Here is a 26,554-nt window from a genome sequence, read left to right on the forward strand (position 1 = left end):
GTCAGAAGATGATCCAGAAGATGATCCAGAAGATGAAGAAAATGCGGACGAGGATGAAGTTGATCCTGATGCACCACAAGACGATGAGACTCCTGCGAAAAAGGAATCAAAAAGCAAAACAAAACGTCAAGTCCCACTGGATCGACTGAACAAAGAAATCGGCAAACGTCGCGCATTAGAGGCAGAGTTAACTCAACTTAGAAATACGGTTGATACGCTCAAGGCCGCCCCAAAAGGTAGCAAAGCCGAAGAGCCAAGCGTAGTTGAAAGTTTTACGCGTGAAGAGTTTGAGAGCATGCAAGAGGCGATGCTCGATGGTGAGACAGACAAGGCATTCGATATTTTCGGTAAGATGATGGCTACACAGTCTCAGGCTTACAGCAGCAAAACCGAAAAAGAAGTGGCCGACCGTGTACGTAATGAAATCAATCAAGACCGTGCAATGTCTGAGCTGCGTGATACGGCGGCCTCGTTAGCAGCACAGTACCCAGAGCTTGACAGCGCGGGCGATGATGCGGATGAAGGCTTAATCGAAGAAGTTGTCGAAATGCGTGACCTTTATGTTGATCGCGGTTTAACGCCAGCACAGGCACTTAAAAAGTCAGTGCGTCTAGTTGCACTAGAGAACTCGCTTGTTGACCGCACAGCTAAGCCCAAGGCTGATATGGCTAGACCATCGAAGAAGGTTAATGCCAAGGCCAAGCTAGAGGCGGCTAAACGCGAGAACGGCAAGTTGTCGGGGTCGGGTGGCCGCAATGGTCGACCTGATATTGACATAGGCCGCTTGTCTGATGAAGAGTTCGGCAAGTTGAGCGCAGAGGCTAAGGCCAAGGCGCGAGGCGACTACTTTATCTAATGCACACTGAGCCGACCAAGAGTCGGCTTTTTAACGCCTGCAAATAGTAGTGTTACTGTTTACATGTATTAGTGGCAATGCTACTATTACGGCATATTCAAGGTGATGCCTTGTCAAACAATCCTGCCCCACAGCTCAGTATGCCGTGCATAAATTTCGATAGACCCACGTTACGGGACGACACCCAAAACAACTGGATTTTTTACAGTCCTCTGTTTGTCGTTTCGCAGCAAAGCCAACGGCTCAGGGACTAACGAAGGATATGCTTACAATGGCAAAAACAAATTTCTCGGCGTTGGACGACGACGCTAAAAAAGTATGGTCACGCGACACTTGGCATCAAGCGCGCGAAAAGATGTTCGTTTCAAAGTTCATGGGTTCAGGCCAGAACGCGATGATCCAACGCATTACAGAACTTACCAAATCTGAACGTGGTACTGAGGCTATCGTAACGCTAGTTCCAGACATGCACGGTGATGGTATCGTTGGTGACAACGAGCTGACAGGTAATGAAGCAACGCTAACTGCACATCAAGACAAAGTAGAAGTTGACCAATTACGAAACGCTGTGAAAAACACCGGTAAGATGAACGACCAAAAGACCGTTGTTAACTTCCGTGAACAAGCGCGTGACCAGCTTTCTTACTGGCTTTCAGACCGTATGGATCAAATGACGTTCCTACAGTTGGCGGGCTTAGACTTCGCACAAACGAACGATGGCCGTGTCCGCCCTGGTCAGGGTACTAATGACGACAACTTGTCTGATTTAGCGTTCAACACTGCGGGTGGCCTTGCGGCAACATCTGAGCGTCACTTAATGTGTCTTAAAGGCGGCCAAGTAGTTAATAGTGACACTACGGCTATCACGGCAGGCGACAAGTTGGGTTATGACCACATTGTACGTTTACAAGCGATTGCTAAAACTCGTTACATTCGTGGTATTCGTGGCGCTGGCGGTTCAGAAATCTACCACTTGTTCCTACACCCAATGGCTCTTGCGGCATTGAAGCTTGACCCAGACTTTAAAGAGAACGCGCGTCATGCGGGTGTTCGTGGCGAAAGCAACACCTTGTTTGCTGGCGGCGAGTCTTACATTGTCGATGGCTTACATATCCATGAGTTCCGCCATGTACCTACAACTCTAGGTGCAGCAGCAGGTTCTAAATGGGGTTCAGCGGGCGATGTAGAAGGCTGTATGGGTCTTTTATGTGGTGCTCAAGCGTTAGGCTTCATTGACCTAGACAGCCCATCATGGGACGAGCGTGACCATTTCGACTACGGCAACAACTACGGTATCGCTTACGGCAAAATCTTCGGTATGAAGAAAATGCAGTTCAAAGATGCTAAAGCGTCAGCTAGCGCGTCGGTTAAGCAAGACTACGGTGTTGTTCGTATCGACTTCGCAATCTAATGCGTCTAAGGGGGTGAGTTAACCACCCCCTTAACACTACACAGAGAATCATAATGAAATTAAAAAACTTTACCCGCAAAACTATTCGCGTTGTGTCTCCAATTGGTGGTCATGTGGCATTGGTTCTATCGGGCGAAACGCGCGAGCTACCTGCACATATGGAAGATTCGGCAATCCGAGCTGGCCTAGTTCCACTTGAAGATGTGCAGTCTGAAATGGAGCGCATGTTAGAGCTTGAGGCAGCTGCTAAAGAGAAAGCTAAGGCTGAGGCCGAAGCGGATCACAAAGCCTCACTAGAGCAAGCAATGGCGCTAGAAGACGCAGCTAAAAAAGCTAAAGCAAGTGAAGCAGCTAAGAAAGCAGCGGCAACTCGTGCAGCAAACAAAGAAAAAGAAACTAAGTAATAGGGGTATAGCGTCATGTTAACCGTAGGAACAGTATTAACAAACCGTGTTCGTGTCTTGTTGCGAGACATTGATGATGGCGGTGTGCAATGGCGTGACCCTGAACTATTGCAGTGGTTCAATGAAGCGTGTGCTGAAATAGCGCGTGTGCGTCCAGAGGCATGTAGCGGTACGTCTACTTTCATGCTGAAAGCTGGCTCAAAGCAGAGTGTTGCGACTATGGGTGCGTCACGCGTACTTGAGGTCATATGCAACATGGTAGGCGAAGATGAGGGTCGTTCAGTACGTCGTGTTGATCGCTCAACGCTAGATAATGAAGATCCTAACTGGATGGCGGGGCCAAAAACTGACACGGTATTCCGATACAGCGCGAGTTTAACAGACCCACGTTCGTTCTATGTTTACCCCCCATCAGATGGCACAACTGGCCTAATGATGGTTGTCGGCACAACACCGCCAGAAGTTACCGAGCTAACAGAGGTTTTTCCTTTGCCTACGATGTACGCAGCATGTGTAGCCAACTACATTCTGTACCGTGCGTTTGGTAAGTTCACAGAATCTGAGTCAATGCAGGCGCGCGCGCAGGGCTATTACAGTATTTTCACCGCACAGGTTGGTGATACTCAAGCCAGCATGGAAAGCGACAATGCTGTGACTCGTGATGTGATTGGCACACGCTAATGGCTACAGTTACGGATTGGGTAGACAGCATCCGCATGGACGTGTCCGAGCCTCTTGAAACTATGGTAGCGCGCCAAGTGCGCTATGCCATACAAGAGTTCTTTAGGCTATCGGAGGCGTGGGTACATACTGAGCGTATCGAGTTGGTCGGTGACACAGTTAAACTGGAACAGCTGCCAGTTAATACTTATGTGGCCTCAACCAAGTACGCTTATTTTGAACCAGCAGGCCGAGATGCGCGCTACAAGTTAGTTAGTGAGCTGGCGCACCGTGTAGGTAAGGCAGGCCGAGTAGGGACATTTGCCCATAGCAACAGCACTATCCTGCTTGACGCATTTGAGAAAGGTACGCTAGAAGTTGCGGTTGTCGTGCAGCCCAACCGTAATATAGACAGCGTACCTGACTCGCTAGGCGACAAGTGGTTTGATGTTATCCGACGTGGGGCACTTGCTCGCTTACTGTCTATGCCTGAAAAGCTTTGGACAGATGGCCGTGCAGCAGCGGCATATGAAATGCACTTTAGAGAGGGCATAACAATGGCTAAGCGGGAAGTGCGGGATGATCGTAGTCGGCCTAAGCGTTCGATTAAGTTCAACCAAGGGTACGCTTGGTAATGACACCATTCACGCCAGATGAAATAGGCGATGTGTTCCCCATTATAGAGCCGACTATCAATCGGCTCTATCTTGATTTTGGGGGTTACAGCCCAGAAAAGATGCGACACCTACTCGAAATCCAAGCGGCTACACTGCATATTGCGGATGGCGAGTCGTTCTTTATTGCTCAATGGAGCGAAACCACCTGTCACATTCTCGCTGCGGCCTCGCTGTCGGGACACGTCAAAGACTTTAATCAAATCATTAGTGATACTACTAGCTTTGTTAAACAGTTGGGGTGTAGTAAAATCACATTCACCAGCCCAAGAGAAGGCTGGGGTCGCGTGGCAAGTCGCATTGGCTTTCACGTCGAATCAATAACATATGCAAAGGAGGTCTAATGTCTAAACCAGATAAGCCAGAGACACCCGAAGGCGAAAAGATACAAGTCGTACTGGCTAAAAAGATGTTTGCCGAGGGGTCAGCGGTAAAAGATGCTAACCGTGATCAATTCATGGCATCGAACAAACGTGATAACAGGTCGCAGCTAATCTCACGCGTTGGTGCAGAGTCTGCAAAAGTGTCGCGGGACAGGCTACACGCAAACCGTAAAGCGGGTTCATACAAAACAGTTGATGGTGCAGTTGATGTGCAGTCGGCAGGAATTGCAGCGTCGGGTAAAGGTGGCCGTTCATACGAAACAGAGGGTGAAGCTGTAAGATTAGGCACATCTAACGTTGAACGCATAGCACGTAGCATGGCCGCAGATGGGCAGCGTCGTAGCATGCAGGACTTCACCGATAAGAATACGAAGACACAGGGCTTGCTTGATGTAGGGCTTGCGGGGGCTTCGGCATACGCGTACTCGAAAGATGGCAGTAAAGTAAATGATCCAGAAATTGCAGGCCAAGTGTCAATATACAGTCAGCAATCAGCCTCTAACTCATTCTCAGGAGATATGATGTCATGAATGGCAAATTACCCGGGGGTGGCGGTATTGGCAACAATAACTCAATGGGGCCTTACCAAGACTATTTAGGAAGTGAAGAGCACAAAGCATCCGAGGCTAAAAAGGCGCAACAGGCAGCGGAAACAGCGGACTATGAGCAGAATCTGCGTGACATGTATCAGAACCAAATATCGGACTACGAGAAAAACACGTTACCGATGATCGAAAGCCTGCAAAAAGAGGCCGAAAGTACAAAGCTCGTGGACAAAACGCGGGAGTTGGCTAATGGCCTAGATGCAAGAACGCGGGAAGTTACAGACCGACAGTTGGGCTACAGTATGGGGGGTCAACTGGCCTCACAACGCGGGGCAATGGATAGCAGACGCAACCTAGCTGTAGGGCGCGCTAACAGTGCATCTGTCACGCAATCGTATGAGGATCAACGTAACAAGCAGCAAGCGGCTAGAACGCAGCTAATGAGTATATCTGAGCAGCTACAATCGTCGGGCACAGCGTCTATGTCACAGGCATATCAGGCCAAGACCCAGCGTGACGAGGCGTACAAAGCAGCGAACAGCGGCTTCATGTCACAGGCGGGTGCAGTGGCTGGCGGTGTAATTGGTGGTTTCTTCGGTGGTCCTTGGGGTGCATCGGCTGGTGCAGCAATTGGTGGCGCAGCTGGCGGCGCATTGTCTAACTAAGTAGGGGGTTTTATGGCAGGTGGATATGGAATGCGCGATGGCTCGGCCATCGTTAACGCTATTGGGCAGTATGCACAGTACAATGAGCGCCAGCAGGATAAGGCGTATGCGCGTGAACGTCAGGAGAAACTAGACTACGAAAACTCGCAGCGCCAAAAGAAAGCGGACGTAAGGTCGGATGCCCTGTTCAATAGACAGATGGGCGAGTACGACTACAAAGATGCAGAGCGCGAACGAGTTGCGGCTGAGCGGGAGCGTAGCCTTAGTTCTCGTGAGGAATATGTGGGGCTGGCTAAAAGCGACATTGATGAGCAAGAGGCCGCAGAGCTAAGTCGGTTTGAGCGTGTACAAAAGACATTGGGCGCGGGTGGCTCAGGTCAGGGCAAAGGTCTAGTGGCAAATGACACAGGCGATGGATTCACTACGCTAAGTGTCGCAAGGGAGGATGGCGAAGTACCGCTAACTGTCAAGGCCACAGACAATGAGAGCACACCGATTAAAGCGCGCAATGAGGACATACCAGCACTGGAAGAGCATGCGGCGCGTAGTGCTGAGTTTGCTGAAAAGAGTGGTGTTGACCCTCAGTACCATGCGGCTTATATCAGAGCGGGCTTCACAGCAGATGAGGGCGGCATTGTTCGTCCCGCAACGCATGAGGAGTTCACTAGCAACTTACGAGAGCAAGGATTGCTAGACGCGATTAAGGGCAAACAAACAGCACCGGATGAAGATGTGCCGATTGATGCGGGCAAGGGCAAGCAACACAGTAAGGCTGATATGCGCGAGTCGGGGGGTGCAGGCTTTGACATTTCTGATCCAATAGGCAGTGCACAAAAAGAAATGGTCAAAAGTGTGTACACGGGTTTGGAGCAGATGTACTCAATGGCCAAAAAAGGAGCGGGCAAGGTCATAGAGGCGGGCGAGTGGTTGTCCGAGGGCGCTATAGAACGTGGGTTTGATAAGTCTATCAAGAAAACAGGCAAGGCATTCTTGCTAGGTAATAGCGCGCAGACTACGGTGCAGGATGATGGTGTGGCTAAGGTTCGTCCTACCGCTAAAGTGGCGACACCTGAGGGCGTGGCTGACCTACGCGACACGAAGGAAACGATAGAGAAGGCAGGTGGTGAGCTACCTAAGCTACGCGCAGAGCTAGAGCCAATCAGTGAGGTTGAAGATGTTGAGTCAAAGCTAGAGGCCATTCGTAAAAAGTATGCGAACAAGCGCAAGCAGGCATCGGTTATTGGCGAGCTATACATTACGGGCAATATCAACGAAAAAGACATGACTAACTTCATGGAAACGGGCGACATGCGCTTTAACCGCCATGATATTGAAAAGCATAATGTGTCTGTGTTGGATGCGTCGGCTAAGGCTACAAGTAAAGTTGCCAAGGCGCGTGAGGATTTAATCAAGGCACAAACTGAGGCGGCTAAGGCTACGTCTAAACTGAAAGATGATAAGCAAAAACAACAGAAAGAAACGCGTAGCCAGCTAAAAGAAGTTGGAGGCTCAGTGGCGACATTCATCGGTGCTAAAAAAGGCATGAATACCGACCAGATTAAAGGTCTAACTGCACAGGTTGAAATGCTGGCCGACAGATTCATGGCATCGGAGCGGTATAGCCTAGAGGCCGCGAGTTCTATTGGTTTTGCGGGTATGTGGTCAGGTGCGGTCGAGTCATACCTCAAAGATAACCCCGCGAGTGATATGACAGTGCAGAGCATTACGCCATACATAACCGCTACTGAGGCCAAGTATAAGCCAGCAGCGGCAGAGACAATTAAGACGCTAAGTGTCAACTACCCTAAAGTAGATATGCAGGACATACGAAAGCAATACAATGACCACCTTATAGAGACTCGTGATGCGATCACACAAGGCGGCAAAGTGGCGTGGACTGATGGAATGCAAGCTGATGTTGACGAACTGTTTAAAGCTAAGTTTATGAGCGAACAACGATAGTCTTGAAGTAAGTTAGTAGTAATAGTGTTAAAATCCCTAACAGTAAAAATGTTGGGGATTTTTTTGTATGGAAAGTAATGAAGTAGTAAATGAAATGCGCCGTAGAGCAGAGGCACGAGGGGAGCTAACTAATGAACGCCCAGCTGATGCTATGGAAGGGAAACTGCGCGATGGTGACAGTGCGGACATTGGGGAAGACAAAGATGCTCGTGCGGTAGGCTACAACACAAACGAAAAATACCATGCCAGCCGAGCAGATGAGCACCCTAACGCACAGGCCGCACAGGACGTGGTTCAGGACGTATTCGATGATGGCGGTTATATTGCGCCAACGGATGAGGGCACAGGGCACTATGGCCGTAAGCTCGTTGAGTTCCGCAACAAATATGGTGTAGATATTGCCCCAGATATGGTTATGTCAGGTGCCGCAGCTGCGAGCCGTGGGGTGGAATCTACGCAAGCTGAAATGACAGGTGTTGCGCGACGTGCGCTAGGTTACGAGTCGTCAAGCAATGCTGAAATGAACGCTGTCGGCGACCAGAACCGAGAAATGAATGACGAGTTCGCGCCGTGGGAAAAAGGCACATTAACGTCAGATGTATATGACCGCCGTGGTACGTTTGAGAAGGCATTTGATCGGGGCACGTCCGACACCAAAGCAGCGTTGGGCGGGGCTTTAAACTTCATTGGTGAGGCGGTAGGCAATGACCAGTGGGCGGCGGAAGGCTCGCTTATAGCCAAAAAACACGGCATTGATTCGGCACTAAACAAGCGTAAGTACGAGACATACGAAAAGGTTGAGGGCTTTGAGCAGGCGGTTGACTATGTGGTCGAAACGCTAGGCGAACTCGCTCCTGGTCTTATAGTGGATGCGCTTGCAACTGTGGGTACTGTGGCAGCGGGTGCGGCAACGGGTGGCGTAGGTGCTGTAGCGGGCGCTGGCCTTATGGGGGCTATGCGGGCTACGGCAGGTCGAGCACTGGCTAAAGGTGCTAAAGCTGGCATGTATGCGGGACCTGCGCTATCGGGCTTTGCACAGGCTGCGGGTAACATGGAGAACCGCCTTGATGCAATTGATGAAGGTGAGCACACAGCTGAGGCGTTACTTTCAGGTACAGCGGGGGCAGCGACGAACGCGCTACCATTCCTTGCTGTTATGGGTAAATCGCTCAAGGCCAGTGGCATATCGGATGCAGCGGCTAAACCTGTACTGGATGCACTGGCTAAACCTTCTGTTGCTAAACGCCTTAAAGATATTGGTGTTACCGCTGGCATTGGTGCGGGGGTTGAGGGTGCTACAGAAATAGCGCAGGCCACTATTGACGAGATTATCGCAACAGAAATGGGTGGTGATGAGTGGCGTCTTGACACGAAACAAGCAATCGAGGCTGGTTTACGTGGCGTTATTGGCGGTGGTGCTATGGGTGGTGTGGCATCTGCTACGGCCAATGCTCATGGTTTCATGCAAGAATACAACGAGGCTAAAAAGGGTGTTGATGCCGAGGGCGAGAAAGTCGATAGCGAAGGCTGGAAAGAAGATACCGTTGTCGAGGTTGAGCAAGACGAGGCTGACTTTACGGGCGCGGAAACACTAGAAAAAAGCGTAGAACGTGTAGCTAAGTTAACACCTAAGAAAGTAAAGGCCGGTATCAAAACTGATAAGCCAGAGCTGGAAGAGGGCGCGGATTTGGGTGTAGTAGGCCAAGGTCAGTTCGACTCAATGACTACGCGTGATGTACCGAACCTGAAAAGCGAGCGTTACGATGAGCTGCGCGACGTGCTTGAACCTAAGGGCAAGCCGCTAAGTGAAAAAGAAGTTGGGGCACTCATCGACAGTGGTGCGCTAACAAACGACGAACTTGCGAGCTACGCGGCAGATTCGCATTATGGCTCAAAGACACCATTGTCGGGCGGCTATGACAAGGAACGAGGTGACGATGCACTGGCGCGAGTGTTTAAGCAAGTGATCCGAATGTCACGCGACAGCAAAATCAAGCTGACCGAAGGCCAGAAAGAACGGTTGCGAGAGGCCGAGGAAATAGGCACAGATACGGCGCTAAAAGCGGCATTGGCTAATGTTAACCCTGAGCTAAACAACATTGTGTACCGCAATGCTAACAAGTTCGATGGCCGTGCAATGTTCCGTGACTACACCAAAAACAAGGCAGACCGTGTTAAGACACGCGAACGCATTAAAAAAGAGGCTGTTGTTGAGCCAGAAACCAAGAACGCGGATAAAGTATTTGTACCAGAAGGTGAAGCGCCTAAGGACAAACGTAAAGGCTTAGCTAAGAGCACCCCAGATTGGAGCATGGAAGGCCGTAAACCTAGCAAGCAAGAAGTTGACGATGCAATGACTATGTTGGATCACGCTAAAGACAAACTAAAAGTGCGTGTTCGTAGTGTAATCGAGGGCAAAGGCAAGAATACACAGGCTGCGCGAGACATATTCGCTACCGAAGTAGCCAAGAACGCTAAGCAGTTAGCGGAAGTCGGCCAGCATTATGACTTCGAGTCGTCAGGTTCGCTTGTAGCGGATAAAATGACCCTGCTTAACAAGATTGTGGATAGCAGCTTGGGTGGAACGCCAGCCGATAAAAAGGCGGCTCGTAAGCCTAAGGCCAAGCCGACCACTACAAAGGGCAAGCTTGATTACCTCAAGCAAGAGCTGGGTACTCGCACGGCCAGCGATGGCGATATGGGTAAATTGCTTGAAGCCGAAAAGCAGTACGAACAGTACCTTAAAGATGGCGATGCTATTGACCCAAATTCAATAAGTGATGCCTCTGCAAAGGCGCTAGGCGACATTGAAAAGCATAAGGGCAATAAGGACATCTACGCGAAATTGCAGGCGTTACAGGCGCGTGTAGACAAGCATGAGTTCATTAAAGCATTCCCTAAAGCTGTCAATAACATGTACGAGAGCACCGCAGCGGACAAAACCCAGCGGGAGCTAGGGGCTAGAACAGACCAACAAGTAGCGTACACCGAAAAAGGCGAGGATGGCGCAGAGCGTAACGTGGGTGATGTTCAGGGGATAATAGACACTACCGACAATGACCTTGAAGTAGCAGCGCACTATGTTCGACGCACGAAAGCAGCGGAAGAGGCGTACCGAGCACTTAGGGGCGTAAAAGGACTGAATGGCGCGCCACTAGTAAGGTTCATGCGTGAGAAGGTCAAGCCAACTGAGCGCGAGCAGATGCTTGGCGATAGGCTACCTAAACGTGGCCGTGCGGACAAAGACCCTATCAACAATGGCAACACAACAAAAAATACCCAGTTTACGGTTGGCGACAATAAGCCAACCCTGTTCACACATGGCAACCAAGAACGCCGCCCAGATACACCCCACTTATCGGCAGGTGTCTTGGGTAAGATTAAAGAGCACTTGGACAACAAAGACTATGAGGCGGTAGGCAATATCCTCGAACGTGCGGGCATCCTTCCAGAGTTTGTATCTGTTGGCAAAGAGCCTCAAATATCACCTAGCGAGCGACTAGCAAAGGCGGTTCGCAGCTCGTTCCCGCGAAACAAACGTTACCGTGATGCGCGCCCAGAAAAAGGGGCGGCAAGAAGTGATCGGGGTATTACGGTACGCGATAACGAAACGGGTAAAAAGTTACATGTTGATATGGACGCAGTGACCCGCTGGTCGATGCGCGAAGATAAGTTGGACTTAAATGATGCGGACTCAAGCAACTTAAACTTTATAAACGAGCTGTCGAGCGCGGTGTTAAGTGGCATTTCGGCACTGGCCGAGTTGCGCCTGCCAGATGGCCGCCCAATGTTCAGCATTGATTTGAGCACAATACGTGATGATTCTGTGGTGTACCGAATGGATGGCGACAAGTTAGCGTCGGTTACTATGGGCACAATCAGAGGGAACATTCACCACAAAGGCAAGAAGTACACGCCTAAAAAAGATGTGGTACGCACGGCACATGTGGGCAAAGAGCATAGAGCCACCATGCGTAAAATAGGTATTGAGCTGGCGGATAGGCCAGAGCTTAGCCAAGTAAAAGCAGCGGCAGAGCTGGCGAACAAGGTTGGTGATATTAGCGACGCGGAGCTTGCATCGTTTATCAGCAGTGTTGAGCATGAAATTAACAGCAGCCGTACACTGGCCGACTTGGTGCCAGATGATATAGGCAACGTGTACCGCGATGAAGTGTCATACGATGAAGTTGCCGACCTCGTTGCTGATGCTGTTGCCGATGGCCGTATAACAGAGGAACGCGGGGATGAGCTGTTAACCGAGGCCAGAGCTAACGTATTCGACAAGGACTATGAGCAGGCAGCCAAAGATGGCGGCGAGCTAACGATGAAAACTAAGCGCGAAGATGATGAAATTCAGAACCGTGACGAAATATCGACAGCCCGTAGCACACGTTCAGCAGTACGTAAGCGCGTTAAATCAAAAGCTGAGGACATGAGCAGCGCACAATCAGCTGTAAAAAAAGGTCTAGAGGCGAACTTGGTTGAGGCCAAAGAAAAGCTGGCGCAGGTTAGTAAGTCAAAGGGCGTAGACATTGAGGCTGAGATTAAAGAGGCGAAGGCCGCTGTAGATAAGGCCAACACCACCATGAAGGTTGCTATTGTTGAGGCCATTCGCCGCAATGATGTTGAGGGCTACACGGTCGCTGAGCTGCGTAATGCTCATGGCGCGATTGATACGGCATCCCCTAAGCTATTGGGCGCGGTGGCTAGGGCAGATGTGGCGCACTCTAAGAAAGAGTTTGTGAACAAGGGTGACTTTGGTAAAGGAACAAACGTACACGCTGAGCTGGTGCAGGCTAAGCACCGTGCAGACCTACTGGAAAGTGTTAAGAAAAGCGCGGCGAAGCCAGAAGATGCAGCGGCTATCATAGCCAAATTGACCGAAGAGGCAGAGCGACGTGTCGAAGTTGCTGAGCGAGCGTTCGCATCGTACAAAGATGGCAAAGCGCCTGATGGTACGGACTTGAGCAAAGGCCGCAAGATACAGCTTAACCGCAAGGTAATGAAAACCGTACAGCGTAATCGTGGCATGGCTAAAAAGTCTCTATTCCGCCTGTTTGAAATGACGCGTACACGATTAGGCCGCATACACCCTGAGGCTGGGGAGCGAGCAGACAAGTCTACTGCACTACAACGTAATGCCACTGAGTATCTAGCATCACGTATGGGTAAAGACATAGGCGACGCGCCCGCTATACAAAAAGGCTACGAGGACTCAATACGCAAGGTCGACAGCCCAGAACGCAGCAAGTATGAAGCGTTTGTCCGTGAGATAAACATGTACACCAAGAAACATGATCCATCATACGAACCTGTTACATCTAAGGTGCATTTAGACTTACATGAGGTTGAACGCAATCGTGAGGGCTTTTTGTCTATATTGCGGGAGAACGGCATCAAGAATCCTGAACGCCTCTTAGAGTCGATCCTAGATGGCCGAGGCTACCCTGAGTTTGCCATTAGACCAGAGCTAACAAACCAGCCCCGTGGTGGCCGTAAAGCGATAGATGCCCTATATGACAAGCTCAAAGAAGGGGGCTATGTGGACACCGATGCACCGCGACACCTGTTAAGGCTGATTAACTCGGCTACAAGTTGGGCATCATGGAACGAAACACACGGCGGTATGGTAGGTGGTAAGTGGGACTCAAATGCAGAGTTCAACCGTATACAAAGTGAAGTACACACTGGCAATCGCCAAGAGTTCGCCAAGTTGTACCAAGGCGTTACAGGCCGTTTAGGAATGGGTATGTCACCTAAGTTACGCGCCCTAAACTCAGCAGCGTTGGCTTTCCAATCGGCGACTGTGTTGTGGTTCTCAGGTTTGGCTAGTATTCCAGAGGTGGCAGCTACTTATGCTCGAATGCGTGGTGATACTAAAGGCATGTTGGACGATGCGAAAAGCGTGTTGACCGGTGTAGGCCGTGAGCAACTATTCAAGGTGGCGCGTGACCTAGACATAGTAACGGATGCGGCTATCGAGCACTCGCTACAAGAAATGTACAACATGAACGACATGACAGCTGGCCGTGTGTCGCAGAAGATTCAAGCCACGGTGTTTAAGCTTAACGGTCAGAACTACATAACGAAGTTAACTCGTGCTATTGCCACTAAAGCGGGTGAGCGTTACTTGGTTCGTGCCGCAGAAGATGGGGCAGCTGGCGAGAAACGACTAAACGAGCTGGGAGTAACGGCGGCACAGGTCAGAGAGTTCGCGGAAAAGGCAGACCTATCGAGTGTTGCGGGCAAGAAGTATCGTGACGCAGTGCATAAGTTTGTCAATGAAGCAGTGACGAACCCGCGAGCTACGCAGCTACCGTTAGTGGCGAATGACCCGCGTTTCCTGCTTGTTACTACGCTTAAAAAGTTCTTCTACGGTTTCTACGATAACTTAAAGAACGCGCTGTCTGCGGGCATGAAGGATAAAGACATGGCATCTAACCCAATGCGAGCAATTGCCGTAACAGCAGCAGTGGCCTTACCTATGGCGCTAATGGCAGAGTTGATGCGTGAGTTGATCCGATACCCATTCGGCAGACCAGCTTGGCAGGGCGAACGCGACTTAGTTGATTGGGGTAGCAGCGTGTTTATGGCGACTGGTTTATTGGGTCCTCTATCAATGGCGGAGTCTGTGTACAAGGGCACAACATACGGCAGCCACCCTGTAGTAGCGGCTGCGGGTCCTACGGCACAGTTCGCTGTAGATGTGGCGACACTCGAAATGCAACCGAGCCGAGTAGTGCCATTAGTTAACCAAATACCGTGGCTGGCTAAGCCCTTCAACGATGGAGTTGAGAATATGATTAAGTATTAGTAGCAACACTGTTATAATGCCTCATAAGTAATGCTACTATGAGGCATATGCAATGACAGAACCAATGACAAAAAACTTCTCTGCAAAAGAGCTGCGCTGTAGATGTAACGTATGTAACCGCGAAGTACCTAATGAGTGTGACCTTTTTGCACTTCGCATGCTCCAACGAATCCGAGAGGAAGTAGGACCATTGACCCTAAATAGTGCGTACCGTTGCCCATTACATGAAGATGAGGCACGTAAAGATAAACCAGGCACACATAACCAAGGCATCGCGTTTGATATTCGTGTGCCGTGGGGAAGAAAACGTATGCGAATTATTGAGCTTGCTTTGAAGCTTGGGGCTAAGGGCTTCGGCTTTGGTAACACGTTCATTCATATTGACTGGCGCATACAGGCTGACCCTACGAGCTGGAACTACAGCTAATGAAAATTACGTTTAATGCCTTCTTAGGCACAGCACCCAAATTCGATGTGGAGAGTGTGCCAGATGGCTACTCGTCCGTGTCGCACAATACAAAATCTGAGCGGGGCATACTCGAACCGTGGGCGCTACCAACATCGCTAGGTACGTTTGGCCGCGCCAATGCAAAGTCGATGTATAAGTACAAGAACCAGTGGTTTACATGGCCTGACCTAACATACGCCGCTAAAGCCCCGTTGAAGAACGATGCTTACGATTACGTGCTGTTTGCGTCGGGTACAAATGAGCCAAAGGTTGTGTACAACTTAAACGCTGAGCAAGGGGGCGGGCCATACCCAGCCGTGTCATACCCGTTGAATGTTCCTGTGCCTGCAAGAATATCGGGCGTTTTGGTCGAGGACGCGGATAACTGGGTTTCGGAGTCTATGCTAGATGAAAATGGCGAAGAGTACATGCCAAAAGATGCGGTCGAAGGCACAGACTCGAATGGTGATGGCATCATAGGTGTTAAGCCTTTTGAATCGCCAGAGGAAAGCGAGTATGACTTGGCAGATGTAGTTTACTCATACTGTTATGTCGACGCGTGGGGCAGGTTAAGTGCGCTGGCCGATCCGACTGAGCTAGTTACTATCAAAGAATGGCAGTACATAAATACTAAAAAAGTAACACTGACGTTCCCAGATGTACCAGACGCGTTGTTGGCGGTTGACCCACTTCGCGGAACATCAGGCAAAATACGAATATACCGCACGAACTTGGCTGCGTCGGGCACAAGTGTCTTTCAGTTCGTGGACGAAATACCGCTAACACAGAAAACGTATGAGGACTCGAAGTACAGTGGCGACTTACTCGATGCGCCAATTAACGAGGATTGGGTAGGTGCGCCAGACCTTGATGCGAGCCTGTACCCGAATGGCCCTATGCAGAAAGTAGTGGTCATGGGTTCTGATACGCTGGTCGGCCACAACAAACGCTTACTGTGTTTCGCAGAGCCAGATGCTTTTTACGCGTGGCCTGTTCGCTACTACAAAGTGTTTCAAGAGGATATTGTAACAATACAGCCTTCGGGTTCTAACCTTGTGGTGCTAACAACTGGCGTACCTTACATCGTGCAAGGTGTTCATCCTGAGTCGATGGATGCTGCGCGGTTAGCCGACCCTGTACCTTGTTCAAGTGCCGAAGGTTCAACCGAAGTGGCGGGCGCTGTCTACTTCACAAGTGAGACTGGCCTGTACCGTATCGAAGGTTACAGCATGGCTAACGTGAGCACGGGCTTTATTGACTCTAACGCATGGCGCGAGCTAGACCCTACGACAATGATACTGGCGAACTACAACAACAAGGTGTTCGTACACTGCCCAACTGTAGGCAAAACGCTGGTATTCGATGCACTTGATCCAAAAGCGGGCATTCGTACCGTGGATATTCAAGCGCAGTCGTTTGTTGTGATGGACGAGACTAATGACTTAGCGTTTGTGGACACAGCGACACGCGAGCTGCACATGTTTGATAAGTCTAAAGAGGGGCACATGAGCATGGGTTGGGAGTCGAAAACCTACCTGTTCAATGACCCTACGTGTTTCAACATAGTAAAGGTGCGGGCTAATGCATTCCCCGTTCGAGTACGTGTGGAGTGTGTGCATCCAGTATCGGGCGAAGTGATTAGCTATACGAAGGACGTTAACAGCCCTATGTTCGCATACTTGCCGTTCAACAGCAGGTCGTTTAAGTGGCGAGTAGCAGTAGAGGCCATAAGTCAATCGACAAGGCTTGAGGTCAGGGATATACAATTAGCACAGTCACCGGAGGAATTAGAATGAGCCGTGCGCTGCCCCCTGTTCCTAAAGACGTTCCGCGTTCGGTACAGCAGTTCCTTAGTGCGGTGCGCGAAACGGTGCAAATACAATCGGGCATGGGTCGAGGTAATTCACTCGACCGCGCTGTTACGTTCCGCGACTTGCAGAAGTCTATCGGCACAACTGACATGCGTATGCTGGCTACCAAAACCGAGTCGGGGTCGATTACGGCGTTTAATGATCCAATGCCAACAAGACCTACAGGCTTTGCAGCATTTGGCATGTTCAACATGGTGGGGCTTGAGTGGGATAGACCAAAGGCTAGCTGGTATGCGCTAACTGAGATTTACCGTGTTGATGTGACAGGTGTCGTGGGAGCAACGCCTGTATTTGCTGACGCGTTGTTTGTCGGCTCATCGGCTACGGGGTTCTTCTCAGATATGGTAGAGCCTGCAAAGTCATTTGTTTATTGGGCGCGCCATGTAAACCGTGACTTCCAAGCGGGTGATGTAAGCTCGCCAGAAGGTACGAAGGCTAGTACGTCCGAGACACCAGAGCAGGTGCTTGTTAAATACAGCGAAGAGATCGCGGCAGGTGAAAACTTTAAGTGGTTACGCAGCGACTTGAGCATAATGGACACCATAAACCGCACATTGCAAGGCAGCTCGTTAGGCGACTCAGGTCTAGGCAAGCTACTGGCTAACAGCTCGTCACTTAGCGACTTGCTGGCAGAGCAGGCAATGGGTGAAGCTATATCAAAGCACGTCCAAAGCGAGAACTTACAGTTACAGCTTGCAAAGAACTACGCAAGGCTATCGGGCGGCATACATGCAGCAGTGAATGCAGATGAAGCATACGTGTTACGCATTCAGGAAATGGAATCACGTTGGGAAAATGACTTAGGCAAAATCATTAACGCGAACATTAGCAGCTTTGAAACAACGCTTGTTAGTGAGCGCGGGGCAATAGCCGAGGCCATACGCAACTACACTGTTGATTATGATGGTACAGGCGTAACGCTACAGGAGTTATCGAGTGTTGCAGCCTCTGCGGACAAGGGCTACAAGGCACAGTGGGGTGTCAAAACTAAGGTTGGTGACTTACAGGGCGGTGTCGGTTTTCTCAATGATGGCCTAAAAACAAGCTTCATTGTCGATGCCCAGACATTTGCGGTTACGGGCGGTAACGATAAGTTGTTCCCGTTCATCATTAAGAATGGCAAAACAGTAATCGACACGGCACTAATACAGAGCGCCGAGATATATAACCTACTGGCGGCTAACATCGTCGCAGAGCGTGTGAAAGTGGGCGTGTCGTTCTCATCCCCAATCATAAAAGGTGGGTCGATTGATGGCGCATCGCTAACGGTTGGCAATGGGTTCTCAGTAGATAGCAAGGGCATTATGCGGTCTGTCGATGGGTTTTTTGATGGCAACATTAAGGCTAAGTCGGGAACGCTTGAGAACGTCCGTATTGGTGAAACATGCACTATCGAAGGTACGTTGTTCGCCAAAAACATTGAGGGGGATATTGTTGACCGTGCTGTAGTTGTGGTTAAGAAACCTTATCCAGTAGGGGCCAGCCAGCGGTTCACACTTATTGAGGGCGTAATAACAGCAGGCCAGATGGGTGCTACGGCAGAACGGGTACTTGTGGTTAGTGGTATTGCGCTAGACCACCAAGACGGCGGGGGTTCGTCTAGTAACTTTGAGGTTCACCTGCTACTTAACGGTTCAGTCGAGCAACGGTTCAGCTCACACAACGCCAGAGAAGAGGGGTCGGTAACGGTTCAACTGGGTTGCAAGATACCAGTTAGCGCCGCTGAGCACTCGTTCGAGGTCGTGTTAATCCCGGGGGTTAACGACAACATATTAGTACAAGAGTCTGCAATTGTGGCAGATGTATTTAAAACAGGTTCGACGCTTAAACGTGTCGGTGGCCTTCATTTCTAGGAATAATAATGAGCAGATGGTACAGAACGGGTGTAGTAACCCTAACGAAAGATAGCGACAAAGTAATAGGTGTGGGCACATATTGGGAAACAGCGGCTAACAAGCCAGCTGAGGGCGATATGTTCGTGTTAGACAACCGAGTGTACGAAGTGATGGAAGTTGTTGACGACTCTACGATAGTTATTGATAAGCCTTACAACTTAGCTACTAAAGTGAGTGCACCATATGGTATTATGCGTAGTGTGTCAGCAACCACAAACACTCGACTTGCAGCACAAGTCAGTGACACATTAGAGAAGTTAGGTAATCGCGTTACCACCTCTACTACAGCCCCAAGTGCGGGGCAGGGTAAAGATGGTGACATATGGATTGTCGCAGCTCCCTAATGGAAATCCGCAATGTCGGCTATAAAAATAAACGGTACTTGGCAACGAGTATCGGCAATAAAAATAAAGAAAGGGGGCGTGTGGGCAGACCACACAGCCCTTTACGCTAGGCTTGAAGGTGCGTGGCACTTAATCGACTTGGGCGCAGAGGCTAAAGGCCCCGCGTACCATGTATGGAAAGCGTATGCTGATGATGCTTATGGCGTTGGCATTAGCCTTGATCCAACTGATAAGAAATATCTAGGTTTTGCCACAGGCCAAACGGTTGCAGAGCCGAACTTGTCTGACCCAACTATATTTGATTGGTCATTAATCAAAGGTAAAGATGGTGTCGATGGCACAGATGTAGATGAATCAGTCCTCAATGATATTCTCAATAAACAGGATAAGTTCCCAACGCTGGTAACAGATGCTGAGGGGCGTATCAACACCGCTGTAGAGGCACAGAAAAAAGCAATTGGTGTACTGGACACGCATCTAAAAGCAACGGACGTGGCATTCAAGGCCGCTGATGCAAAGCTCACAACAGGTTTGGCAGGCGCTAAGACCTCAATTGACTCCACAATAGTTGAGCTGGGCGGTGTTAAAGATGGGGTCACAGGGCTAACGGCGCTAACAAGCGGCCATGAGTCTAAAATTGTTGACCTAGAAAAGTCGTCTACCACTCAGGCGCAAAAGGTTAAGATCCTCGAAACGAGTGATGGCAACAGTAAGTCACGTATCGCATCGCTTGAAACCACAACAGGTAAAACGGCTACGCAGCTAAACAGCTTAGGAGTGTGGGATGGCCTCAACTTCTCGACGATTACAGAGGTCAAGGAGGCGAGTTCGTCACATGCTAAAAGTATCGCAGAACTCGAAACCTCAGATGGCGCAACAACTAGCCGTGTCACAAAACTTGAAGAAACAGACGCAACTCACGCAACCCGTTTAACCGGTGTCGAAACTTCTGCGGCGGACTCCAAGAGCAAAGTAGCCACACTCGAAACAACAACAGCGGCGCAGGCCAAGCGTATTTCAACGGTTGAAACGAAGGGCACAGCTACGGAAAGTAAGGTTTCGGCGCTAGAGGCCACAACCGAAGAAACGGCTTTACGTGTCACAGGTGTTGAGACAAACGCTACGTTACTAGATGGCAAAGTATCTACGGCACAAAAAGCAGCAGATGCAGCCGATGCTAAAGCCGTGGCCGCAGGTAAAAGCGTCACAACGGTGTCTAACCGTGTTGGCACATTAGAAAAAACAGGTGTCGATAATGCTAGTCGCTTAACAAACGTAGAAACAAAATCAACGACAGCGGTTACGAACGCAGCTACAGCGCAGGCTAAAGCTGACAAGGGTGTACTGGATGCCGCAGCAGCGCAGGCTAAAGCGAATAAAGGTGTAGCGGATGCCGCAGCCGCAGGGCTAACAGCAGGAAAAGGTGTAGCAGACGCGGCAGCAGCAAAACTAATAGCGGACAAGGGTGTAGCAGATGCTAAAGCCGCTAAAGCAGCAGCAGATGCGGCACAAGGCACAGCTGATACGGCCACTGAGACAATAACTACTGTCACAAATCGCGTAGGTACGTTGGAAGAAACGAGCCTAGATAGCGCAAGCCGTTTAACGAATGTCGAAACAACATCAAGCACCGCTGTCACCAATGCCGCAACAGCACAAGCTACAGCAAACAAAGGTGTAACGAACGCAGCGGCGGCCAAGCTTGCAGCGGATAAAGGTATCGCGGACGCAGCAGCTGCAAAAGCAGTGGCGGATAAAGCGGTACTGTCGTTTACTACCGTGAACAACCGTGTAGCTACCCTAGAAGAAACCAGCCTAGACAGTGCATCAAGACTGTCTACAGTCGAAACAGTATCGAGTACAGCAGTAGCGGACGCAGCAGCAGCCCAGCTTGAAGCCGAAAAAGGTGTGGCAAACGCAGCAGCAGCGCAAACTAAAGCTGACAAAGGTGTGGCAGATGCAGCCGCCGCGCAGCTCAAAGCGAATACAGGTGTTACAAACTCAGCAGCCGCGCAAGCGACAGCCGCTAAAGGTGTGGCCGATGCAGCAGCCGCTAAACTTGCAGCAGACAAAGGTATTGCCGATGCCAAAGCAGCGAAAGCAGCAGCTGATGCTAATGCTTTATTAGTGACTACGGTTACTAACCGCGTAGGAACGTTGGAGGCTACCAGCCTTGACAGCGCAAAACGGATCACAACGGTTGAGACCACATCAACCACCGCTGTTGAGAATGCAGCCACAGCTCAGGCAAAAGCAGACTTAGGTGTCAAGAACGCGGCAACTGCTCAAGCACAGGCAAACAAAGGTGTAACGAACGCAGCAGCAGCACAAACTAAAGCAGACAAAGGTGTAACTGATGCAGCAGCCGCTAAACTTGCAGCGGATAAAGGTATTGCTGATGCTAAGGCCGCTAAAGCGGTGGCAGATGCGGCAACGGTTACGCTAACTACTGTTAATAACCGTGTTGGCACACTTGAAGAAACTAGCCTAGACAGTGCATCGAGACTGTCAACAGTCGAAACAACATCTAATACCGCAGTAACAAACGCAGCAACGGCTCAGGCCAAAGCGGATAAAGGCGTACTAGATGCAGCCGCAGCGCAAACTAAAGCAGACTTAGGTGTCAAGAACGCAGCAGCAGCGAAGGTTCAGGCGGATAAGGGTGTATCAGGTTCAGCAGTGGCACAGGCCAAAGCGGATAAAGGCGTAGCAGATGCAGCAGCCGCTAAGTTGGCCGCTGATAAAGGTATAGCTGATGCTAAGGCCGCTAAACTTGCGGCAGATGCAGCCCAAAGTACAGCGGATGCAGCTGTTGAGTCTGTAACAACGGTAACGAACCGCGTATCTACGCTAGAGGAAACCAGCCTAGAAAGTGCGTCAAGGCTAACAACGGTTGAAACAACATCTAACACCGCAGTAACAAACGCAGCAACGGCTCAGGCCAAAGCTGATTTAGGTGTCAAGAACGCAGCGACAGCCCAGACACAGGCAAACAAAGGTGTAACGAACGCAGCAACCGCGCAAACTCAGGCAAACAAAGGCGTAACAAACGCGGCAGCGGCACAAACTAAAGCGGATAAAGGCGTTGCTGACGCAGCAGCCGCTAAAGCCGCAGCAGATGCAGCGCAGGGCACAGCGGACGAGGCCACAGCTACACTAACCACCGTTACTAACCGTGTCGGTACGCTAGAGGCTACAAGTCTTGATAGTGCGAAACGGATCACAACTGTTGAAACAACGTCTAACACCGCAGTAACAAACGCAGCTACGGCTCAGGCTAAAGCTGACAAGGGCGTACTGGATGCAGCAGCAGCACAGGCTAAAGCTGATTTAGGTGTTAAGAACGCAGCGACAGCCCAAACTAAAGCAAACGCAGGTGTCACAAACGCAGCAGCGGCTAAAGTGGCGGGCGACAAGGGTATTGCAGACGCAGCAGCAGCTAAACTTATAGCGGACAAGGGCGTAGCAGATGCTAAAGCGGCTAAAGCAGCAGCAGACGCAGCAGCGTTATCGGCTACTACGGTTGCGAACCGTGTCAGCACTCTTGAGGAAACGGGGCTTGAAAGCGCGAAAAGGTTAACAACAGTCGAAACAACATCGACTTCGGCAGTTAGCGCAGCAGCAGCAGCACAGGCAGCGGCTGATAAAGGCATTCTGGATGCGGCGGCAGCACAGGCCAAAGCAAACACGGGTGTTTCTAATGCAGCAGCGGCACAAACTCAGGCAAACAAAGGCGTAACGAACGCGTCTACAGCCCAAACTCAAGCTAATAAAGGTGTCACTAATGCAGCTACAGCGCAGGCTAAAGCCGATTTAGGTGTCAAGAACGCAGCAACAGCTCAGGCGGCAGCCACCGCAGCCAAAGCCGTAGCGGATGCGGCCACAGCTACGATCACAACAGTAACGAACCGTGTCGGTACACTTGAAGAGACTAGTTTAGAAAGCGCAAAAAGGCTTACAACGGTTGAAACTACGTCAACAACAGCGGTAGCAGATGCGGCAGCAGCACAGGCCAAAGCTGATAAAGGCGTGTTAGATGCAGCAGCGGCACAGGCCAAAGCTGATAAAGGTGTATTAGACGCAGCGGCAGCCCAAACTAAGGCAAATGCGGGTGTCACAAATGCAGCCGCAGCTAAAGTCGCGGGGGATAAAGGTATCGCAGACGCAGCCGCTGCAAAACTAGTAGCTGATAAAGGCGTAGCAGACGCAGCAGCAGCGCAGGCCAAGGCTAACAAGGCAGCTACCGACCTAGTAACGGTCACGAACCGAGTTACGGCCACCGAAAAAACGGATGCGGCTCATGCGTTAAGACTCACGGCAGTCGAAACGAAGTCAAATACTACGTCAAGCAAGGTTACAGTCCTAGAAAAGACAACGAGTGACAGTGCTACGCGTATTGAGGCAGTAAACACGCAGCGCGGTAAAGATATTGCAGCGTCTACGTCTACAGCAAAGACCTACACAGACCAAATCACCGGTGCAATTAAAGCTGAACGTGTAATCAAGGCCGATGCTAACGGTAAAGTGTCGGGCGTACACATGATTGCTACGGGCAGTGGTGCGGATGCGGGCGGTAAGCTCTATTTCCAAGCCGATGAGATTGCTATTGTGCCGCCAAGCTGGAACGGTATTACTGAGCTGGATAAAACAAAGTTCCCGTTTTACTTCTCAGAAGATAGAAACTCAATGTACTTGGATGAGGCAACCATTAAAAAACTGTCTGCCGAGATAATTGACTCAGGGCGACTAGTGGTAGATGGCCTAAGCCTTATGACCAAAGACCTGTCACTCCCTGCGGGTTCAATCACTGGCGACATGCTTGATGCATCGTTCAAAGATGGCTTGGTGCGTGTCAACCCAAATGGTGCGGTGCTAGGTGGTACAGTATCAAAAGAGGTTCGTGGCGTAGCGTATGGCACAAGTCTTAAACTTCCTGCGCTTAAGTCAGGCGGTAACGTTCATACGATCAACGCACGTATTGTGGCACCAAATGGCAACGACCGTATTTCAGGCCATATCAACATTTCACTGTTTGTAAATGGTGCAGCCTTAAAGTTCAACGATGGGTTTGTTGTTAAGAAAGTTGAAATCGAGATTGAGAAAAAGCTAGTCGGTGGTCCTTCGCAGTATTACGTGTATGTGTCGTCAGTTAACTTCTCAGAGCAGATAATAACGCCTGCTAGAGTCTCAGGCACAGATTATGTGTATGAAATGCGTGTTGTTGGTGTCCATGTGAATGATACATCATATGCCGCACAGTATTCGTTGTCGTTCTCCGCGTCAGAGCCTGTTAAATCAAGCGGTGGCTTCATAACCGATGTTAATTGGGATGAAGTAAAGAGCAAACCAGCACAGGCTACGCGTTGGCCTTCATGGGGTGAAGTTGGGGGCAAACCAGCATTAGCACTGGCTAATCAGGTGCTAACGAACGTACCTGCGGGCGCTAAGTTCACAGATACCAATACACATCGCGCAATTAGTGACAGCGTAGCCACAGTTAACGCGGGTATCTCTGCCAGCCTAACAGCGGTTAAAACAGCATACGACAGAGGCACTTCGGCACTTAACGTCGCTAATACGAAACTAGCGGCAACAGCTACGGCAGTTGACTCAGCTAAACTTGGCGGCCAAGCAGGTAGCTTTTATGCAAAGGCCAGTCAGGTGCTAACAAACGTACCAGCAGGCGCTAAGTTCACAGACACCAATACCCATCGTGGCATTAGTGACAGCGTAGCCACAGTTGATGCGGGTATCTCTGCTAGCTTAACAGCGGTTAAAACAGCTTATGACAAAGGTGTCGACGCAAGAGCTAGAGCGGATAGTGCGTATAACTTAGCTAATGGCAAGTTGGGCGCGGGTTCTAAGGCAGTTGACTCTGCTAAGTTGGAGGGCAGAGCAGCATCTTCATTCGCCAATGCTAGCCACACTCATGCGGGGCATGACGTAGTTACAATAGGCCACCGCCTATCCGTAGATAGCGATGGTAAAATCAGGGCTAACCACACTGATTTTCGACGAGCAGGCATGTATGGCATCTATGATGCAGTGCGAATTGGTCATATATGGTCGATGGGCAGCCAGTACCAGATTGAGCCAAAGGGTCTGAACTTCGGCAACCTGTATGGCCTAGCCTATAAACACACAAATAATGCTACAGGCGGCACAATGGCTGGCGGGCACCAAATGGTGTGGGTTTCAAACGGAACGCCAAGGGCAGCTATGGGCGAATCAGGGCTGTGGTCGGCAACGGGCGTTACTGCGGTGGGCACAATACAGGGCGTAAAACTTGTAGCTAAGTCCACTGCGGATGAGGCGCAAATAGACCTCTTCTCGTCCAACAACCGATATGCCCGTATGTTCTACAGAGGCAGTGATGCTAACTTCGGTGTGTATATGGCCGATGCTAAAGGTACATTGGAAACGCGCGTCCGATGGGCAGGTAACTCGCGTGTTTGGGAGTTCTCTGACCCAGTTAAGGCTAAGGCGTCGAATGGTACTATCTCTCGCGTACTAACACACGATGACTTCTTGCCTGCGAACCCGCCAGCTGGCCTAGAGAATACAATAACTGCTAACTGGATTGGGGCGGGGGCAATCAATGCTAAGCACCTACAGGTCAGCAGCTTAGTCAACACAGGTGGAAAATACACAAGCTTCAAAGTAGCTCCTGAGGCTGAGCGTCCTATATCACTGTCAAATACCGACGCAGCAGGCAATGAAATTGACCCAATATTCTATGTAGACACTAAGGGTAATGGTTATTTTAAAGGCAAGCTATCGAAAGGCACTGTAGATATCGAGTCTATACAGGATGAAGCTCGCAGACAGATAAACCCGTACTACTTGGGCACAGTCACAGGAGGTAGCCAGCTCGCACCGGTGGGTGCTATGGCCTCAGGCGCGGCGTTTTCTATCCCTGCGATAACGGTACTTGGGGGTAAGGTCAACCTCTCGTGGAACTTGGGCGCGTCGAAAACCATAAGGTCAACATCGGGTAGCCCAAACTACACCACCCCCGTATGGCGTGTTCAGGTGTTCCGTGGTAATGCGGCGGGTGCATTAATATTTGATAAGAATTACACGGGAACAGCTAGAAACGTACAAGACAGAGAACCTGGCATGAGTCGGTTCTGGGATAGTGAATACAGCATACATATTGAAGACCAATTCAGCGACAAAAATGCAATGAAGTCCCAAAACTACACTATCAAAGTCATGCGTGTTTCGGGCACACCTACGTCGCTTAATAGAAGGCGTTTTGCGGGTAACTCCCCTGCGTTCAAGCCCATCGAAATGGCGTATGAGTACAAGTTACTGTACTTCGCACCATCGGGTACGGGCTGGGGCAATATTGTACTTTCAGCGCCCTATGATGACTATGAGTTCTTAGCCATTGCGGGTTCTGATACGAGTGGCGCGTGGATGGGGGCAACGCTGTTACCAACGCACATGATAACGGAGGATGCGGGCATTTTCAGCTCAAAGCATTTCATGCTACAGGGTATGGGGTATGATAGTTTCTGGCGAGCACGAATGCTGAGTAAGCATACAATACAGGTGCAAGATACGAACAGTTTAGTTCATCGTATCTGGGGCGTAAAAATGGTAGAGAAGGTGTAGAA

Annotated in this window: 15 protein-coding genes; all 15 read left to right on the forward strand. The window is 50.2% G+C overall.

Features of this window, described 5'->3' with window-relative positions; all coding sequences use genetic code 11:
- Positions 1-856: hypothetical protein (locus tag H5079_RS13825; protein WP_220488996.1), on the forward strand; the 856-nt coding region annotated here is incomplete at its 5' end.
- 295 nt (positions 857-1,151) lie between these two features.
- The gene (locus tag H5079_RS13830) at positions 1,152-2,267 is read left to right on the forward strand and encodes a N4-gp56 family major capsid protein (RefSeq protein ID WP_182684296.1); all 1,116 of its coding nucleotides are present in this window, start codon (positions 1,152-1,154) and stop codon (positions 2,265-2,267) included.
- A 53-nt stretch (positions 2,268-2,320) separates the two neighbouring features.
- Positions 2,321-2,671 (forward strand): hypothetical protein, encoded by a 351-nt coding sequence (locus H5079_RS13835; protein ID WP_182684297.1) that lies wholly within the window; start codon positions 2,321-2,323, stop codon positions 2,669-2,671.
- A 15-nt stretch (positions 2,672-2,686) separates the two neighbouring features.
- A complete protein-coding gene (locus tag H5079_RS13840) occupies positions 2,687-3,352 on the forward strand; it encodes a DUF6682 family protein (protein ID WP_182684298.1) in 666 nt (221 codons plus the stop codon).
- Entirely contained in the window at positions 3,352-3,966 is a 615-nt protein-coding gene (locus H5079_RS13845) for a hypothetical protein (protein ID WP_182684299.1), read from the forward strand. Before H5079_RS13840 ends, H5079_RS13845 begins: the two co-directional genes overlap by 1 nt.
- Positions 3,966-4,349 (forward strand): hypothetical protein, encoded by a 384-nt coding sequence (locus H5079_RS13850; protein WP_182684300.1) that lies wholly within the window; start codon positions 3,966-3,968, stop codon positions 4,347-4,349. The genes H5079_RS13845 and H5079_RS13850 overlap by 1 nt, the downstream gene beginning before the upstream one ends.
- Positions 4,349-4,918 carry a hypothetical protein gene (locus H5079_RS13855; RefSeq protein WP_182684301.1) on the forward strand — a complete coding sequence of 190 codons (570 nt, stop codon included), beginning with the start codon at positions 4,349-4,351 and terminating at the stop codon, positions 4,916-4,918. Before H5079_RS13850 ends, H5079_RS13855 begins: the two co-directional genes overlap by 1 nt.
- Positions 4,919-5,070: 152 nt before the next feature.
- Positions 5,071-5,598, forward strand: a complete 528-nt coding sequence (locus H5079_RS13860; RefSeq protein WP_182684302.1) for a hypothetical protein — start codon at positions 5,071-5,073, stop codon at positions 5,596-5,598.
- Between the two features lie 12 nt (positions 5,599-5,610).
- Positions 5,611-7,560 carry a hypothetical protein gene (locus tag H5079_RS13865; protein ID WP_182684303.1) on the forward strand — a complete coding sequence of 650 codons (1,950 nt, stop codon included), beginning with the start codon at positions 5,611-5,613 and terminating at the stop codon, positions 7,558-7,560.
- A 67-nt stretch (positions 7,561-7,627) separates the two neighbouring features.
- A complete protein-coding gene (locus H5079_RS13870) occupies positions 7,628-14,374 on the forward strand; it encodes a hypothetical protein (protein WP_182684304.1) in 6,747 nt (2,248 codons plus the stop codon).
- Positions 14,375-14,438: 64 nt separating this feature from the next.
- Positions 14,439-14,801, forward strand: a complete 363-nt coding sequence (locus tag H5079_RS13875; protein WP_259398066.1) for a D-Ala-D-Ala carboxypeptidase family metallohydrolase — start codon at positions 14,439-14,441, stop codon at positions 14,799-14,801.
- Positions 14,801-16,618 (forward strand): hypothetical protein, encoded by a 1,818-nt coding sequence (locus tag H5079_RS13880; protein ID WP_182684306.1) that lies wholly within the window; start codon positions 14,801-14,803, stop codon positions 16,616-16,618. The genes H5079_RS13875 and H5079_RS13880 overlap by 1 nt, the downstream gene beginning before the upstream one ends.
- Positions 16,615-18,546 carry a phage tail tip protein gene (locus tag H5079_RS13885; RefSeq protein WP_182684307.1) on the forward strand — a complete coding sequence of 644 codons (1,932 nt, stop codon included), beginning with the start codon at positions 16,615-16,617 and terminating at the stop codon, positions 18,544-18,546. The genes H5079_RS13880 and H5079_RS13885 overlap by 4 nt, the downstream gene beginning before the upstream one ends.
- Before the next feature lie 8 nt (positions 18,547-18,554).
- The gene (locus H5079_RS13890; RefSeq protein ID WP_182684308.1) at positions 18,555-18,932 is read left to right on the forward strand and encodes a hypothetical protein; all 378 of its coding nucleotides are present in this window, start codon (positions 18,555-18,557) and stop codon (positions 18,930-18,932) included.
- A 12-nt stretch (positions 18,933-18,944) separates the two neighbouring features.
- Positions 18,945-26,552 (forward strand): hypothetical protein, encoded by a 7,608-nt coding sequence (locus H5079_RS13895; RefSeq protein WP_182684309.1) that lies wholly within the window; start codon positions 18,945-18,947, stop codon positions 26,550-26,552.
- Positions 26,553-26,554: the final 2 nt, after the last annotated feature.

It is taken from the genome of Pseudoalteromonas sp. SG44-5, from assembly GCF_014164175.1.
GTDB lineage: Bacteria > Pseudomonadota > Gammaproteobacteria > Enterobacterales > Alteromonadaceae > Pseudoalteromonas > Pseudoalteromonas nigrifaciens.

What these genes read in the sequence shown, in the direction of transcription:
- H5079_RS13835 (WP_182684297.1), top strand. Translation starts at nt 2,321, where the DNA reads ATGAAATTAAAAAACTTTACCCGCAAAACTATTCGCGTTGTGTCTCCA.
- H5079_RS13840 (WP_182684298.1), top strand. Translation starts at nt 2,687, where the DNA reads ATGTTAACCGTAGGAACAGTATTAACAAACCGTGTTCGTGTCTTGTTG.
- H5079_RS13845 (WP_182684299.1), top strand. Translation starts at nt 3,352, where the DNA reads ATGGCTACAGTTACGGATTGGGTAGACAGCATCCGCATGGACGTGTCC.
- H5079_RS13850 (WP_182684300.1), top strand. Translation starts at nt 3,966, where the DNA reads ATGACACCATTCACGCCAGATGAAATAGGCGATGTGTTCCCCATTATA.
- H5079_RS13855 (WP_182684301.1), top strand. Translation starts at nt 4,349, where the DNA reads ATGTCTAAACCAGATAAGCCAGAGACACCCGAAGGCGAAAAGATACAA.
- H5079_RS13860 (WP_182684302.1), top strand. Translation starts at nt 5,071, where the DNA reads ATGTATCAGAACCAAATATCGGACTACGAGAAAAACACGTTACCGATG.
- H5079_RS13865 (WP_182684303.1), top strand. Translation starts at nt 5,611, where the DNA reads ATGGCAGGTGGATATGGAATGCGCGATGGCTCGGCCATCGTTAACGCT.
- H5079_RS13870 (WP_182684304.1), top strand. Translation starts at nt 7,628, where the DNA reads ATGGAAAGTAATGAAGTAGTAAATGAAATGCGCCGTAGAGCAGAGGCA.
- H5079_RS13875 (WP_259398066.1), top strand. Translation starts at nt 14,439, where the DNA reads ATGACAAAAAACTTCTCTGCAAAAGAGCTGCGCTGTAGATGTAACGTA.
- H5079_RS13880 (WP_182684306.1), top strand. Translation starts at nt 14,801, where the DNA reads ATGAAAATTACGTTTAATGCCTTCTTAGGCACAGCACCCAAATTCGAT.
- H5079_RS13885 (WP_182684307.1), top strand. Translation starts at nt 16,615, where the DNA reads ATGAGCCGTGCGCTGCCCCCTGTTCCTAAAGACGTTCCGCGTTCGGTA.
- H5079_RS13890 (WP_182684308.1), top strand. Translation starts at nt 18,555, where the DNA reads ATGAGCAGATGGTACAGAACGGGTGTAGTAACCCTAACGAAAGATAGC.
- H5079_RS13895 (WP_182684309.1), top strand. Translation starts at nt 18,945, where the DNA reads ATGTCGGCTATAAAAATAAACGGTACTTGGCAACGAGTATCGGCAATA.